This window comes from Amycolatopsis acididurans (genome assembly GCF_012328925.1).
Lineage (GTDB): Bacteria > Actinomycetota > Actinomycetes > Mycobacteriales > Pseudonocardiaceae > Amycolatopsis_E > Amycolatopsis_E acididurans.
In genome coordinates this window covers 1-14,520 of record NZ_JAAXLS010000038.1, presented here as the reverse complement: position 1 = coordinate 14,520, position 14,520 = coordinate 1, and the positions used below count along the sequence as shown (strand labels likewise).

The following is a 14,520-nucleotide window of genomic DNA, read 5'->3' as shown; positions in this document are numbered from 1 at the left end:
TTCGGGGGTTGTGAAATTTTTCACGACCCCCGATGTTCCCGTGTGCATCGTCACGGCGCACACTGGTGTCATAGGCATCCGACGGCGTGGTCGTACCGCTGTCGGGTTTTTTGTGCGCTCCCAAGGAGGAACAGTCGTGTCCAGCAAGGCCGCTACCGTGTTTCGCGTGGCCGCAGTCGCCGAGGCTTTTTCCTGGGCGGGTTTGCTGATCGGGATGATCCTGAAGTACGGATTCGACGCCTCCAACGAGGGCGGCGTGCCGGTGCTGGGCATGGTGCACGGCATCATCTTCGTCTGTTATGTGCTCGTGAGCCTCGCGGTGTTCAAGCCGCTGGGCTGGCGCCCGAAGACCCTCGTGCTGGCGCTGCTGGCCAGCGTCCCGCCGCTGTTCACCTGGTGGTTCGAGACCTGGGCGCTGCGCACCGGCAAGCTCGACGGCCCGCAGCGGCTGACCCACGGCGGCACCGGCCTGTTCGTGCAGGAGCCCGTCTCCGCCTGAGGCTTCACCGGAGTGCCGGGCGGGAGTCCGCACGGCGCCTCACTCCACGAAGTCGCCGGTGGCCTTGCGGATCTTGGTGAGCAGATCGGTGAGCGTGCCGGTTTGCGCCGGAGTGAGCCCCACGAGGCCGAAGTCGATCGCGGTGACGGCCTTCGTCGCCACCGCGTGCCGAGCCCGCCCCTCGTCGGTGATCTCCACCAGCGTGGTGCGCCGGTCGGTCGGATGCGGCACCCGTTTGACGAGGCCGTCCCGCTCCAGCCGGTCCACGATGTTGGTGACGCTGGTCGGGTGCAGTTGCAGGCGCTCGCCCATCACCCGCATCGGCAGGGCGGAGCGCCGCGCGAACGTCAGCAGCACGAGCGCCTCGTACCGGGCGAAAGTCAGCCCGTGCGGCTTGAGCGCGCCGTCGACGGCGGACTGGATGATCTGCTGAACCCGCATCAGCCCGGTGACCGCGGCCATCGTGCCGGCGGGCCCGATCCGCTCCTCCCAGAGCTGGGCCGCGCGGGCGATCGGGTCGAACGGCAATGGGCGGTTCATGAAAAGGGAAGCTACCAGCGCGTACCGGCGGGATAGGGCAGGGTGGTGCCCAAAAGCCGAGCGAAGTGCCGCACACCGAAGGGAAAGCCGATGATCGTCGCCTTCAGCGTCAGCCCGTCCGGTGGGGACCCGGAGGGCGGGGTGAGTGAGGCCGTCGCGCGAGCCGTGAAGGTCGTGCGGGACTCGGGCCTGCCCAACTCCACCAACGCGATGTTCACCAACGTCGAGGGCGAGTGGGACGAGGTCATGGATGTGCTGAAGCGGGCCGTCGAAGCCGCAGGTGAGGGCGCTGCCCGCGTGTCGCTCGTGCTCAAGGCCGACATCCGGCCCGGCTACACCAACCAGCTGACCGAAAAAGTCGAGCGGGTGGAAGCCCACCTGCGGTGAAACGCCCGGCCGCACGTGCCAGGATGGAGCCGTGACACACCCACGCGGATCAGCAGCGAACCAAGCAGCCGTCTCCGCCGCGCTGTCCGGCGCGGTCGACCTGTCCGCGCTGAAGGCACGCGCGGAAGCGGCGAGCCAGCAGCAACAGCAGCCGGCCTCCGGGCAGGCCGCCGGCGCACCGCCGTCGTCCGGTGGCGCGGTCATCGACGTCACCGAGGCCACCTTCCAGACCGAGATCGTCGAGCGGTCCATGCGCCAGCTCGTGATCGTCGACCTGTGGGCCGACTGGTGCGGGCCGTGCAAGCAGCTCAGCCCCGTGCTGGAGCGCCTCGCCGCGGCTTCGGGCGGCGCCTGGGTGCTCGCCAAGATCGATGTGGACGCCAACCCGCGCATCGCGCAGCTGTTCGGCGCCCAGTCCATCCCCACGGTCGTCGCGATCGCCGGTGGCCAGCCGGTCGACGCCTTCGCGGGCGCGCTGCCCGAGCCGGAGATCAAGAAGTGGCTCGGCGCCCTGCTCGACGCGCTCAAGGACAAGCTGCCCAGCATCAACGGCGCGCAGGCGGGCGAGCCCGCCGAGGAGCCCGAAGACCCGCGCTTCATCGAGGCCGAGGAGGCCTTCGAACGCGGCGACTTCGCCGCCGCCGAGGCCGCCTACCAGCGGATTCTCGACGCCGAACCGGCCAACGAGCTGGCCAAGGCAGCCCTGGTGCAGGTGCGGTTCGCGGCTCGTGCCGGGCAGACCGACCCGTCTTCGGTGGCCAAGGCCGACGCGTCGCCGGACGATCTGGACGCCCAGTTCGCCGCCGCCGACTTCGAGGTCTCGGACAACCGCGTCGAGGACGGTTTCGCCAGGTTGATCAACCTGGTGCGGCGCACCGCGGGCGAGGACCGCAACCGGGTCCGCACGCATCTGGTCGGGCTGTTCGAGCTGTTCGACCCGGCCGACGAGCGCGTCGCGAAGGCCCGGCGGGACCTGGCCTCCGCGCTGTTCTGAGTCCGGCTCAGGGGTAGCGGGTGCTGCAGGGTGAGGAGCCCTGCAGGTAACCCGTGCGCATCGCCTCGACCCGGTTGAACCCGGCGTCCACGCGCTTGCCGTTGACGTCGGCCGCGACCAGGCTGTCCGGACGCAGCAGGTCCGAGATGGCCTCGTCGAGATCGCCGGAGGACAGCCGCAGCTTCGTGCTTCCCAGCTTCGAGGTGGCCGCCGCCCACGCGCCGACGAGGCAGGCGGTGCGCAGGCCCGCGTTCGCGTTGTCCGTGGACGCCCCGACGCTCTTCTGGATGCCCAGCGCGTACCGGGACGCCACCTCGGCGAAGGACGCGAAGTCCCCGTGGCCGCCGCGGGACTGGCCCGCGAACTCGCCGTCCTGGTCCACCGGCCTGCCGAGGTCCGCGAGCGCGGTCACGTCGACGCTGACCGTGTTGTCCGAGGGACAGTACGACGCGGGCGCGGTGGCCGGGCCGCCCGCGCAGGTGCCGCCCTCCGCGACGATCTTCGGGCCGGCCACGCCCGCGCCGCCGAACGCCTTGTCCAGGCTGTCCTGCAGGTAGCCCAGCGCCGTGGCGTCGATGGGGATGTCGCCCTGGTTCTTGTCGCCGGAGTCGAACGAGCGCTCGGTGAGCCGGGGCCCGATGTTGTCCAGGTTCAGGCCCGCGCACTGCTCGGGGCCCTTCTCGAAGCCGAGCTGGAACGCGAAGATGCGGTCGAACGCCGTGCCGTGCGCGCCGCGGTCGGTCGCCGAGACGCCCGCGACGTCGCGCACCAGGAACAGCGACGACAGCGCCGCGTTCAGACCATCCGAAGTGGACACCGAGAAGTACTTGCTGTGGCCCTCGACGACCCAGCGGTAGTAGGTGCCCGCGAAGCAGTCGGCCTGCTGTTCCTTGACGATCGTCGGCGTGCCGCGGGTGATCCCGGCCTTGTCCAGCAGGCGGTACTGCACGGCGTGGCCGACCTCGTGCGCCAGCACCGTGACCACCGACAGCTGCCCGAACTGGTTGATCATGTTGGGCAGCAGCACGCCGCGGTCCCACAGGATCGAGTCGTCCTGGCCGCAGTAGAAGGCGTTGATGTTCTTCTTGGTGTTGCCGCAGCCGCTTTCCTGGTTGGGGCCGTTGGACTCGTACGAAAGCAGCGATTTGACCGGTTCGAACTTGACGCCGAACACGTCCGGCAGCTCCGTGGTCCAGTAGGACTCGACGTCGGCGATCGTCGCTGTGGCGAGCTTGTCGGCGGCGTCGTCGGAGCCGTTGCGCACCTGAAGGTCCGGAGTGGGGGCGTTGGGCTTCATGCCGCTCTGGAAATGTGTGATCGGAAGCCCGGCCACGGTGCCGCTGGGCGAGCCCTCGCTGCCCCCGCAGGCGCTCAGCCCTAAGGCCACGACCCCGATCATCGCGACGGTGACCAGCCGCCGTACCCCAGAGCGCATCCGCACCGTCCCCCGATCACGTTTTGACACGGGCACCTTACCGATATGGTCGCTGGTTATGAGAGCAATCCGCCGGTTCACCGTCCGCGCGAGCCTGCCGGAACCGCTCGCGGGTCTGCGAGCGCTGGCCACCAACCTGCGCTGGACGTGGCATCCGCCGACCCGCGACCTGTTCGCGTCGATGGACGACGAACTGTTCCGCCGTGTCCGGGACCCGTTGCGGATGCTGCTCGCCGTGTCACCGGCCCGGCTGGCGGAACTCGCCGCCGACGAGGACTTCCTGGCCAGGGCGCGGGCGGTGACGGAGGATCTGGATCGCTACCTCACCGAGGACCGCTGGTACCAGGAGCACGAGGCGGCGGCCGACGCGCCGGATGCCATCGCGTACTTCTCGATGGAGTTCGGCGTGCACGAGGCGCTGCCGAACTACTCCGGCGGCCTCGGCGTGCTCGCCGGTGATCACCTGAAGGCGGCCTCCGACCTGGGCGTGCCGGTGATCGGCGTCGGCCCGTTGTACCGATCGGGCTACTTCCGGCAGGGGCTTTCGCTGGACGGCTGGCAGCTGGAGCACTATCCGGTGATCGATCCGAGTGCGCTGCCGCTGGAGCTGCTGACGGGCGAGGACTCCGAACCGGTGCTGGTCAGCGTCGCGATGCCGGGCGGGCGCGAACTGCACGCGCAGGTGTGGCTGGCCAGGGTCGGCCGGGTGCCGTTGCTGCTGCTCGACGCCGACATCGAGGCCAACGACGACGATCTGCGGGGCGTCACCGACCGGCTCTACGGCGGCGATGCCGATCATCGCATCCGGCAGGAGATCCTGGCCGGCATCGGCGGGATGCGGGCGGTGCGGCGGTACTGCGAGCTGACCGGCCATCCGCAGCCCGAGGTGTTCCACACCAACGAGGGGCATGCGGGTTTCCTCGGTCTCGAACGGGCGCGCGAGATCATCGCCGAAGCCGGTCTCGGGTTCGACGAGGCGCTCTACGCCGTGCGCGCGGGCACCGTGTTCACCACGCACACGCCCGTTCCGGCGGGTATCGACCGGTTCCCCGGTGATCTGGTCCAGCACTATTTCGGCGACGGCAGGCTGCTGCCGGGGCTGGAGTTGCGGCGGATCCTCGCGCTCGGCGCGGAGGACAACCCCGGCATGTTCAACATGGCGCACATGGGTCTGCGGCTCGCGCAGCGGGCCAACGGCGTTTCGGCGCTGCACGGCCGCGTGTCGCGGCGCATGTTCGCGCGGCTGTGGGACGGCTTCGACGAGGACGAGGTGCCGATCACGTCGGTCACCAACGGTGTGCACGGCCCGACGTGGGTCGCGCGCGAGCTGACCGCGGCGCTCGGTGGCAAGCACAAGGAGTGGGGCCACAAAGGACAGTTGCCGAGCGGGCAGGGCGTCACCGACGAGGAACTGTGGGCGGTGCGCCGGGATCTGCGGCAGAAACTGGTCGCCGAGGTGCGGCGGCGGGTGCGCGACGCCTGGCTGCAGCGCGGGGCCTCGGGGCTGGAACTGGGCTGGATCAACACCGTCTTCGACCCCGATGTGCTGACCGTCGGCTTCGCCCGCCGGGTGCCGACGTACAAGCGGCTGACGTTGATGCTGCGCGATCCGGAGCGGTTGCGGGCATTGTTGCTGGACCAGGACCGGCCGATCCAGATCGTGGTGGCGGGCAAGTCGCATCCGGCCGATGAGGGCGGCAAGGCGCTCATCCAGCAGATGGTGCGCTTCGTGGACGATCCGGCGGTCCGGCAGCGGATGGTGTTCCTGCCCGACTACGACATGGCGATGGCGCGGTATCTCTACCGCGGCTGCGACGTGTGGCTCAACAACCCGACGCGGCCGCTGGAGGCGTGCGGCACGTCGGGCATGAAGTCGGCGCTCAACGGTGGCCTCAACGTGTCCATTCGGGACGGTTGGTGGGACGAGTGCTACGACGGCAGTAACGGGTGGGCCATCCCTACCGCGGACGGCATCCGCGACCCGCTGCGGCGGGACGAGCTGGAAGCGGCCGCGCTGTACGACTTGCTGGGCCAGCAGGTGGCGCCGCTGTTCTACGATCGCGATGCCAACAACGTGCCGCGGGACTGGATGCAGATGGTGTGGCACACGCTGGACACGCTGGGGCCGCGCGTGCAAGCCTCGCGAATGGTGCGGGAATACGTGGAAAACTGCTACCACCCCGCGGCGATCACCGTCGCGGCCGCCTCCCGCGACTCGTACGCGGGCGCACGCTCACTGGCCGCGTACCGTACGCGCGTCGACATGCTGTGGAACAAGGTCAAGATCTTCGACAGCGAGCTGACCGTCGAAGGCCTGGACAGTCTGGTCGTGGGTAGCGAGGCACATGTCCGGGCCAGGATCGATCTGGCCGGCCTTGATCCGTCCGAAGTGGACGTGCAAGCGGTGGTGGGCAGGGTAGGCGACACGGACGATCTGCATGACCCGATCACCGTGCCCATGATCTCCACCGGCATCGGCGCCTTCGAAGCAACGCTGCGCCTGCCACACGCGGGAACCCTGGGCTACACGGTGAGAGTCCTGCCGAAGCACGACCTGCTGGCAACACCGGCAGAGCTGGGCAGAATCAAGCTGGCGTAGGAAGGCCGTGGGACCCTCAGGGCACAGCCGGTGTGGGGCCTTCCCGCACGGGCAGGCCCGCCGCCGCCCAGGCGCGGAAGCCGCCGTCGAGGTCCGTCGCGCGGGGGAGGCCCAGGCGTTGCAGGTCCGCGGCGGCCAGGCTCGACGCGTAACCCTCGTTGCACACCACGATCACCGCGAGGTCCGGCCGCACCTGGGGCAGCCGGTGCGCTCCGGACGGGTCCAGGCGCCACTCCAGGTGAATCCGCTCGATCGGCACCGAGCCCGGAATCTCGCCCTCGGCAGCGCGATTGGTTTCCGGGCGGATGTCCACGATCAGCGCGCCCTCGTCCTGCAGGGCACGTGCGCCGGCCGGGTCGACGCGCTCCAGCGTGGATCGCGCCGTGGCCAGCATGTCTTCGACGGTCACCGATCGAGTATGACCGGCAACGCGGGGATCTCGCTGGGTACGTCGGCCAGCGTCTCGTAGTGGCGCGTCGGCACGAGCGGCGGCGAGTAGGCGTGCACGCTGGCCGCCACCGTCACGCCCGTCACCTGGTGCGCCCGCCCCGCGCCGAAGCCGAGGCCATCGCCCGCGACGTGGTTCCGGTTGCGCACCGGCCCGCCCGGATACCGGTAGTCCTCCGCCAGCTCACCCTGCAGCACGGTGAAGGAACCCGCCGCACCGCCGTGGTCGTGGGGCTTGGTGCGCTGGCCGGGCAGCCACGACAGCAGCCACAACTCGACGCCGTCGGTCAGCGCGAGCCGGGCCCACCAGCGCTGATCGGCGTCGAAGTGCAGCAACTCGCGCAGCGGCGCGGCCAGGTCGCGGGCCACGCGCGAAGTCAGCTCCGCCAGCTCCCGGGGAGTCCACAGTAGACGGTCGGGGTGCAGCAGGTCCGGCAGCGCGGAGCCGGAAAGGCGGGGGTGGATCTCGAAATCGACAACGGTCTGGGTCAACTCACTGCTCCTGGGGAAGGTCGGCTACGGGCTCACGAGGAGCGCGTACACCGGCCCGACGCCACGAGGAGCAGGTCGACCGCGCGATCCCGCCAGAACCGGGCGAGCAGCGGCGAGGTGATCACGCGACGAATACTGCCAGCGCTTCCGGCCACTCCGCGTGACGTCCCACCAAGTGGTACGGGGGCGCCGCCACACCGGCCGCTCGGAGCGGACACAATGGGGCCGTGACCGAGCCGAACAACCTTGACGACCTCGTGGTGCGCATGTCGGACGTGGCGGTCCGCCGCGGCCGCAACGAGCTTCTCGCCGGTCTCGACTGGGCCGTCGAACTGGACGAACGCTGGGTGGTGCTCGGCCCGAACGGCGCGGGCAAGACCACGCTGCTGCGCATGGCCGCCGCCGAACTGCATCCCACCAGCGGCACCGTGGATCTGCTCGGTGAGCGGATCGGCAAGGTCAGCGTGTTCGAGCTCCGCCCGCGCATCGGCTTCACCTCGGCGGCCTTCGCCGCGCGCGTGCCCGGCGAGGAACTGGTGCGCGACATCGTGGTGAGCGCGGGCTACGCCGTCGTCGGCCGCTGGCGTGAGAGCTACGACACGATGGACACCGACCGTGCCGTGGAACTGCTCGGTGCGATGGGTATCACACATCTGGCCGACCGCACCTTTGGCACGCTGTCCGAGGGTGAGCGCAAGCGCACCCTGATCGCCCGTGCGCTGATGACGGACCCGGAGCTGCTGTTGCTCGACGAACCGGCGGCCGGCCTCGATCTCGGCGGCCGGGAGGACCTGGTCGCCCGCCTCTCGGCGCTGGCCATGGATCCGGACGCGCCCGCGATGGTGCTGGTGACCCACCACGTCGAGGAGATCCCGCCCGGCTTCACCCACGCTCTGCTGTTGCGCGAGGGCCGTGCGGTCGTCGCCGGCTTGATCGAGGATGTGCTGACGGCGGAGAACCTGTCCAAGACGTTCGACCAGGACCTGATTCTGGAACGCTCGGGTGATCGTTTCTTCGCGCGTCGCCGGTAGGGTCGTTCCTACCGGCCGGTAACCTGATCAGTTAAGGAGGACTGACCGTGGGCGAGTTCGTACGGCTCGAGGTGGACGGCGGGATCGGCACGATCCGGTTGGAGCGGCCGCCTGTCAATGCCATCAATGGCCAGCTGCAGGCCGAGCTGGGTGAGGTGGCCAGGGAGGCCAGCGACCGGGCCGACGTGCGCGTGGTCATCCTCTACGGCGGCGAGAAGACCTTCTGCGGCGGTGCCGACGTCAAGGAGATGGCCGACCGCAGCTACGTCGAGGCGAGGGCCTTCGGCACCGCGCTGCAGAACACCGTCAGCACGGTCGCCGTGATCCCGAAGCCCGTCATCGCCGCGATCACCGGCTACGCGCTCGGCGGCGGGCTGGAGCTGGCGATGGCGGCGGACCGCCGCATCGCGGGCGACAACGTCAAGGTCGGCCAGCCCGAGATCCTGCTCGGCATCATCCCAGGCGCCGGCGGCACGCAGCGCCTCGCGCGGCTCGTCGGCCCCGCCAAGGCCAAGGACCTGGTGTTCACCGGCCGCTTCGTCAAGGCCGATGAGGCGCTCAGCCTCGGCATCGTGGACGAGCTGGTCGCGCCGGACGAGGTGTACAACGCGGCGCTGAAGTACGCGCAGCAGTTCGCGAACGGCCCCGCCGTGGCACTGGCCAACGCGAAGGCCGCGATCGACGGCGGTCTCGACGGTGACCTCGCGAGCGGGCTCAAGCTGGAGACGCACCTGTTCACCGCGCTGTGGGCCACGGAGGACCAGACGACGGGCATGCGTTCCTTCGTCGAGAACGGGCCGGGCAAGGCCACCTTCGAAGGGAAGTAAGCATGTCGGTGACCGACCCCGCCCCCAACCCGCACGCCACCGCCGAAGAGGTCGAGGCGGCCTACGGCGACCCCAAGCTGGCCAACGTGCTCTACCACGACTGGGAGGCCGGCACCTACGACGAGAAGTGGTCCATCTCCTACGACGAGCGCTGCATCGCCTACGCCACCGACGTGTTCAACGCGGTCGCGGGCGAGCAGGGCCAGCCGTACCCGACGGCGATGGAACTCGGCTCCGGCACGGGGTTCTTCCTGCTCAACCTGATGCAGGGCGGCGTGATCAAGAAGGGGTCGGTCACCGATCTGTCGCCGGGCATGGTCCAGGTGGCGCTGCGCAACGCGGAGAACCTGGGCCTGGACGTGGACGGACGGGTCGCCGACGCGGAGCGCATCCCGTACCCGGACAACAGTTTCGACCTCGTGGTCGGCCACGCGGTGCTGCACCACATCCCGGACGTGCCCGCCGCGATGCGCGAGGTGCTGCGGGTGCTCAAGCCGGGCGGCCGGTTCGTGTTCGCGGGCGAGCCGACCAAGGTCGGCGATTTCTACGCCCGCAAGCTCGGCCAGTTCACGTGGTGGCTCACCACGAACGTGACGAAGTTCGGCCCGCTGTCGGCCTGGCGCCGCCCGCAGGAGGAGCTGGACGAGTCCTCCCGCGCGGCCGCGCTGGAGGCCGTGGTCGACATCCACACGTTCGACCCTGCCGAGCTCGAGCGCATGGCGCTGGGCGCCGGCGCGATCGACGTCAAGGCCGTGACCGACGAGTTCGCCGCGGCGCTCACCGGCTGGCCCATCCGCACCTTCGAGGCGGCGGTGCCACAGCAGAAGCTCACGCTGCGCTGGCGACTGTTCGCCTACCGGCTGTGGCTGCGACTGTCCGCTTTGGACAAGAAGGTGCTGTCCAAGGTGCTGCCGCGCGAGCTGTTCTACAACGTGATGATCACCGGCATCAAGCCGTCCGCGCCCGTCGAGCTGTAGTTGCCTTACGCGTTCTCGCTCTCGGACGTCGCTTTCCTGCGATCGGCCGAGGGCGAGCGTGCGCTCGCCGAGTGCGAGGCGCTCCCGCTGGCCGGCAAGACGCGCATCGCGGACGTCGCCGCGCTGCGGCAGCGCTTCGGCGACCGCTCCGCCGCGATCCTGGAAACGGTTCTGCTGCGGCGAAAGGCGGTATCCAAACTGGACTCGGCTGGGCGCTGGCTGTTCACCGCCGACGCCCTGCAACAGGCCAGTGCGTCCGCCGTGGCCCGGCATCGCGCGAGCCGCCTCGCGGGCCGCATTGTGCACGACGTGACGTGTTCCGTCGGCGCCGATCTGTCCGAGCTGGCGAAGGTGGCGTCGTGCCTGGGATCTGATGTGGACGAGGTGCGGCTGGCGATGGCCCGGCACAACTGCCCGGGCGTGCCCCTGGCGCGGGCCGACGCGCTGCGCCCGGTGAGCCGGGACACGGTGATCGTCGCCGATCCCGCTCGGCGCGACTCGGCCGGACGGCGTACCTGGCGGGCGCGGGACTTCGTGCCGCCGCTGGACGAACTGGCCGACACCTACGCCGGTCGCGACCTCGTGGTGAAATATGCCCCCGGTTTCGACTTCTCGCTCGCGCCGTGGGCGAAGGAGGTCGAGCTCGTCTCGCTGGACGGCCAGGTGCGCGAATCGTGCCTGTGGTCGGCCGGCCTCGCGACCGCGACACGGCGGGCGACCGTGCTCCGCGATGGTACACAGTGGACTATCACCGATCAGGAGCCGGACGACATCGGCGCCGCCGCGCCGGGCGAGTGGATCGTCGACCCGGACGGTGCGGTGGTGCGCGCCGGTCTGGTCAAGCATTACGGCGCGCGGCACGGGCTGTGGCAGCTCGACGAGCGCATCGCCTACCTCACCGGCGACCGCCCGCCGCGGGGAGTCCGGGCGTTCCGCGTGCTCGACCACGGCCCCTACAGCGAGAAGGCACTGCGTGCGCTCCTGCGCGAGCACGAGGTCGGCCGTCTGGAGATCCTGATCCGCGGCCTCGACCTCGACCCGGACGCGCTGCGGCGGCGGATGAAGCTCCGCGGCTCCCGGGAGGCGACCGTGGTGCTGACCCGGATCGGGCGCGCGCCGACGGCCTTCCTGTGCCGGGCCGAACGTCTGACCGATTGAGCGATTTTTGAATCGAATGTTTTACCCACCTTGATGAACCACCGCGTGGGCAGCCGGGCGGCGGCGATCATTTCTGGTAATTGTTCGCCGGAAGGCCGTCGCAGCGGGGGAGGCTGTTGTGGATCTGACCGCGATGCGCACCTTTCTGACGGTGTACCGGTGCGGGTCGTCACGTGAGGCAGCGCGATTTCTCGGCTTGTCGCCGCTGGCGGTCGGTGCGCAACTCGGGGCGATGGAATCCGAACTCGGCCGCCGGTTGTTCGATCATTCTTCCGGCGGCGCCGCACCCACCGACCTCGCCGACGAGTTCGCCAGGGAAATCGCGGTCCACGTCGACGCACTGGCCGCCATCGCCGGTCGTGATCCGTGCGCGAGGCCGGTGCGCCTGGCCGGTCCCGCGGAGCTGACCACCGTGCGCGTGCTGCCCGCGCTGGGCGAGCAACTGCGGCGCGGGCTGAAGGTGCGGGTCGAGTTCGCGACCGATGACGAGGCACACACGGGGCTGGCAGGGGGCCGGTTCGACGTCGTCGTCTCCACCAGCCGTCCGTGCCTGCGCGGCCTCGCGGCCGTCCCGCTCGCCGAGGAGGAGCTGGTGCTCATCGGTGCGAAGCCGTGGACGACGCGGCTGCACGGGGACCGGAGCCAGGCGTTGCAGGGTGTGCCGCTCGTCGCCGACGCGGACGAGCTTTCCGCCATCCGGCGGTACTGGCGTGCGGTGTTCGGCGGCCCGCCCGCGAACGGCGCCGCCGTGGTCGTCCCCGACCTGCGCGGAGTGCTCGCGGCGGTCGTCGCCGGCGCCGGGGTGGGCGTGCTGCCGCGCTACCTGTGCGAGGCGGCACTGGCCGACGGCTCGGTCACGCAGCTGGTGCGACCGGAGCGGCCGCCGACGGAGACGGTCTGCCTCGCTGCCCGCGCGGGCACGCTCGAGCTGCCGCATCTCGCCCCGGTGCGCGCCTGCCTGCTGGCCGGGGCGCGCCATTGGTGATCAGCCGATGATCGTGGACGACACCGCCTTGTCGGTGTTGATCAGCGGCTGCCCGTCGCGCGTGATCATGCCGAGGTGGTGGGTCTCGCGGTAGCGCGTGCCGTTCTTGGTGAAGTCCACCGTCACCTCGACGACGGCGTCGCCGACCAGGTGCGGAGCGCCGGTCACGACGATGTTGCTGATCTGGCCCCACCAGCTCTGGTAGCTGCCCTTACCCTGCGCCTGTAGTGCCGGCCCGAGCCGGGCCCAGCCCGCGTCGAGCTGCCCCGGTACGAGCGCGTAGTACTCGCTCACGGCCTGCGAGTAGGAGGGCGCGGCCGCCGTGCTGGGCGGTGGCGCTGGGGACGACGAATCGGTGGTCGTGGTCACCGGGGACGGAGGTTCCGTCGTGGCCGGCGCTGGCGAGGGGGTGCCGGTGACGGCGAGGGACTGGGTGCCGCGGTTCGAGGTGAGCAGGAGCACGGCCGCGACGATCGCGGCGACGAGCACGACCGCGCCCGCTCCGGCGTAGAGGAGCGGGCGCCGCCGTCTGTGTCTCGCGGGATCGGCCAGTCTCGCCAGCTCGACGGCCAGTTCGGCCATCGTCGGGCGCTCCTCGGGTTTGAACCGCATCATGCGCAGCAGCACGTCGGTCAGTGGCCCGGCGTGCTCGGGCGGGCTGAACCGCCCGGCCGCGGCGGCGTAGAGCAGGGCCATCTGGTTTTCGGTGTCGCCGTAGGGGAAGCGTCCCTCGACGATCGCGTAGAGCGTGGCGCCGAGGGAGTACACGTCCGAGGCCGCGCTCGGTTTCTCGCCGCGCGCCGCCTCCGGCGCCAGGAACGCGGGCGTACCGGCGAACCCGCCGCTGCCGGTGAGCGTGCCGTCGTCGGCGGCGCGGGAGATGCCGAAGTCGGTGATCTTCGCCGTCCCGTCCTCGCCGAGCAGGATGTTGCCGGGTTTGACGTCGCGGTGCACGATCCCGGCGGCGTGCGCGGCGGCCAGCGCGGCCGCGGCGTGTGAGCCGATGCGCGCCACCTCCCGCGGTGGCAGCCTGCCGCGCGCCTGCAGGACTTCGGCGAGGCTCTGCGACGGGAGATACTCCATGATCAGCACCGGCATGCCGTCGTCGTCGGGCACGTCGAAGACCGTGATCGCGTTGTGGTGCTGGAGCCGCGCGGCCAGGCGCGCCTCGCGGGCGGAACGTTTGCGGGCCTGTTCGGCGTCGCGCTCGCTGAGATTGGGCGCGAGCAGAAGTTGTTTCGCGGCAACGGTTCGGCCAAGCAGCTCGTCGTCGGCGAGCCAGACCACCCCCATCGCGCCACCGCCGATGCGGCGGCGAAGTCGGTAGCGGCCGGCGATCAGATGCCCCTCGTCGTTCCTCGTCCCGGTCACCCGGTCAGGCTACGGGGTCGGCGGGTGAACGATCACGAACCTCCCACCGTGTCCCGGAGATGGTCGCGGAACAGCGACGTGAAGCCGTCGAGCAGCCGCCGCAGGCCGAAGTCGAACAGCTCGTCGAGATCGAAGTCGATGGCGTGGGCGGTCAGCCGGCGCAGCGCCGGGAGGTCCTCGGTGAGCAGGGGGCGCAGCGTCGCCTCCTGGCTGTCGGTCCACTCGTCGGCCGTCATGCCGGTGTCCTGCTCGGCGCGCCGCTCGGCTTCGAGCCCGACGGCCGATCCGCGTACGAAGCCCATGAGGGTGAGGTAGGCGTAGAGCATCATCTTCGGGGGCAGGCCCTCCATGGCGCGCAGGGCCCACTCGGTGTGGTGCATCGCGCGCGGCAGCGCCTGGGGGCGGCTGAGGGAGATGGCTTCGCCCAGCCACGGGTGCCGATGGCAGGCACGCCATTGCAGGTGGGCGAGCAGCCTCAGCCGGGCGTGCCAGCCGGGCGGGGCGTCGGGCGGGAGCGGTTCCTCGGTGAGCGCGACGTCGGCCATGAGGACCACCAGCTCCTCCTTGCCGGGCACGTGGCGGTAGAGCGACATGGTCGCCGCGCCCAGCTCGGCCGCGACCCGGCGCATCGAGACCGCGGCGAGCCCGTCCGCGTCGGCGATCGCGATCCCCGCCGCCACGATGCGCTCGCGCGAGAGGTCGGTGTTGGTGGCGGGCCGGGTCGTTCGGGGGTGAGGGTCGAGGGCGGCCGGGATGTTCTTGTCGGGGGGTTCGTGGG

At 70.5% G+C, this 14,520-nt stretch carries 15 protein-coding genes; 9 read left to right on the top strand and 6 right to left on the bottom strand.

The window, feature by feature from the left end:
- Positions 1–136 precede the first annotated feature (136 nt).
- Complete coding sequence (locus HFP15_RS32225; protein ID WP_168520568.1) at positions 137–499, top strand: DUF3817 domain-containing protein; 363 nt, start codon at positions 137–139, stop codon at positions 497–499.
- A gap of 39 nt (positions 500–538) precedes the next feature.
- Here HFP15_RS32225 and HFP15_RS32220 read toward each other — a convergent pair whose 3' ends face one another.
- Positions 539–1,039, bottom strand: a complete 501-nt coding sequence (locus HFP15_RS32220; protein ID WP_168520567.1) for a MarR family winged helix-turn-helix transcriptional regulator — start codon at positions 1,037–1,039, stop codon at positions 539–541.
- Between the two features lie 90 nt (positions 1,040–1,129).
- On the opposite strand from HFP15_RS32220, the gene HFP15_RS32215 reads away from it, so the two are divergent.
- Together HFP15_RS32215 and HFP15_RS32210 are read left to right on the top strand one after the other, a co-directional pair.
- Positions 1,130–1,426, top strand: a complete 297-nt coding sequence (locus HFP15_RS32215; protein WP_168520566.1) for a thiamine-binding protein — start codon at positions 1,130–1,132, stop codon at positions 1,424–1,426.
- Positions 1,427–1,457: 31 nt separating this feature from the next.
- A complete protein-coding gene (locus HFP15_RS32210; protein ID WP_168520565.1) occupies positions 1,458–2,420 on the top strand; it encodes a tetratricopeptide repeat protein in 963 nt (320 codons plus the stop codon).
- Between the two features lie 7 nt (positions 2,421–2,427).
- On the opposite strand, the gene HFP15_RS32205 is transcribed toward HFP15_RS32210, so the two are convergent.
- The gene (locus tag HFP15_RS32205) at positions 2,428–3,855 is read right to left on the bottom strand and encodes a neutral zinc metallopeptidase (protein ID WP_168520564.1); all 1,428 of its coding nucleotides are present in this window, start codon (positions 3,853–3,855) and stop codon (positions 2,428–2,430) included.
- Between the two features lie 58 nt (positions 3,856–3,913).
- Here HFP15_RS32205 and glgP point away from each other — a divergent pair, with 58 nt between their 5' ends.
- The gene (glgP, locus tag HFP15_RS32200; protein ID WP_168520563.1) at positions 3,914–6,454 is read left to right on the top strand and encodes an alpha-glucan family phosphorylase; all 2,541 of its coding nucleotides are present in this window, start codon (positions 3,914–3,916) and stop codon (positions 6,452–6,454) included.
- A gap of 16 nt (positions 6,455–6,470) precedes the next feature.
- On the opposite strand, the gene HFP15_RS32195 is transcribed toward glgP, so the two are convergent.
- Positions 6,471–6,848 (bottom strand): rhodanese-like domain-containing protein, encoded by a 378-nt coding sequence (locus tag HFP15_RS32195; protein ID WP_168520624.1) that lies wholly within the window; start codon positions 6,846–6,848, stop codon positions 6,471–6,473.
- An 11-nt stretch (positions 6,849–6,859) separates the two neighbouring features.
- On the bottom strand, positions 6,860–7,393 hold the full coding sequence (locus HFP15_RS32190; protein ID WP_168520562.1) for a cysteine dioxygenase: 534 nt from the start codon (positions 7,391–7,393) through the stop codon (positions 6,860–6,862).
- A gap of 266 nt (positions 7,394–7,659) precedes the next feature.
- Between HFP15_RS32190 and HFP15_RS32185 the strand changes: the two genes are divergently transcribed.
- From HFP15_RS32185 to HFP15_RS32165, 5 genes are all read left to right on the top strand, one after another.
- A complete protein-coding gene (locus HFP15_RS32185) occupies positions 7,660–8,424 on the top strand; it encodes an ABC transporter ATP-binding protein (RefSeq protein WP_168520622.1) in 765 nt (254 codons plus the stop codon).
- Positions 8,425–8,471: 47 nt separating this feature from the next.
- Positions 8,472–9,251 carry an enoyl-CoA hydratase/isomerase family protein gene (locus HFP15_RS32180; protein WP_168520561.1) on the top strand — a complete coding sequence of 260 codons (780 nt, stop codon included), beginning with the start codon at positions 8,472–8,474 and terminating at the stop codon, positions 9,249–9,251.
- A gap of 2 nt (positions 9,252–9,253) precedes the next feature.
- Positions 9,254–10,228: a class I SAM-dependent methyltransferase gene (locus HFP15_RS32175; RefSeq protein ID WP_168520560.1), complete on the top strand. Its 975-nt coding sequence runs from the start codon at positions 9,254–9,256 to the stop codon at positions 10,226–10,228.
- Complete coding sequence (locus HFP15_RS32170) at positions 10,229–11,386, top strand: THUMP-like domain-containing protein (RefSeq protein WP_168520559.1); 1,158 nt, start codon at positions 10,229–10,231, stop codon at positions 11,384–11,386.
- Positions 11,387–11,504: 118 nt separating this feature from the next.
- Entirely contained in the window at positions 11,505–12,371 is an 867-nt protein-coding gene (locus HFP15_RS32165; RefSeq protein WP_168520558.1) for a LysR family transcriptional regulator, read from the top strand.
- Here the strand turns inward: HFP15_RS32165 and HFP15_RS32160 are convergent, their stop codons facing one another.
- Together HFP15_RS32160 and HFP15_RS32155 are read right to left on the bottom strand one after the other, a co-directional pair.
- On the bottom strand, positions 12,372–13,742 hold the full coding sequence (locus HFP15_RS32160; RefSeq protein ID WP_312871862.1) for a serine/threonine-protein kinase: 1,371 nt from the start codon (positions 13,740–13,742) through the stop codon (positions 12,372–12,374).
- Positions 13,743–13,774: 32 nt separating this feature from the next.
- Positions 13,775–14,520, bottom strand: a 746-nt coding sequence (locus HFP15_RS32155; protein ID WP_168520557.1) for a TetR/AcrR family transcriptional regulator, incomplete at its 5' end; no start/stop codon positions are given.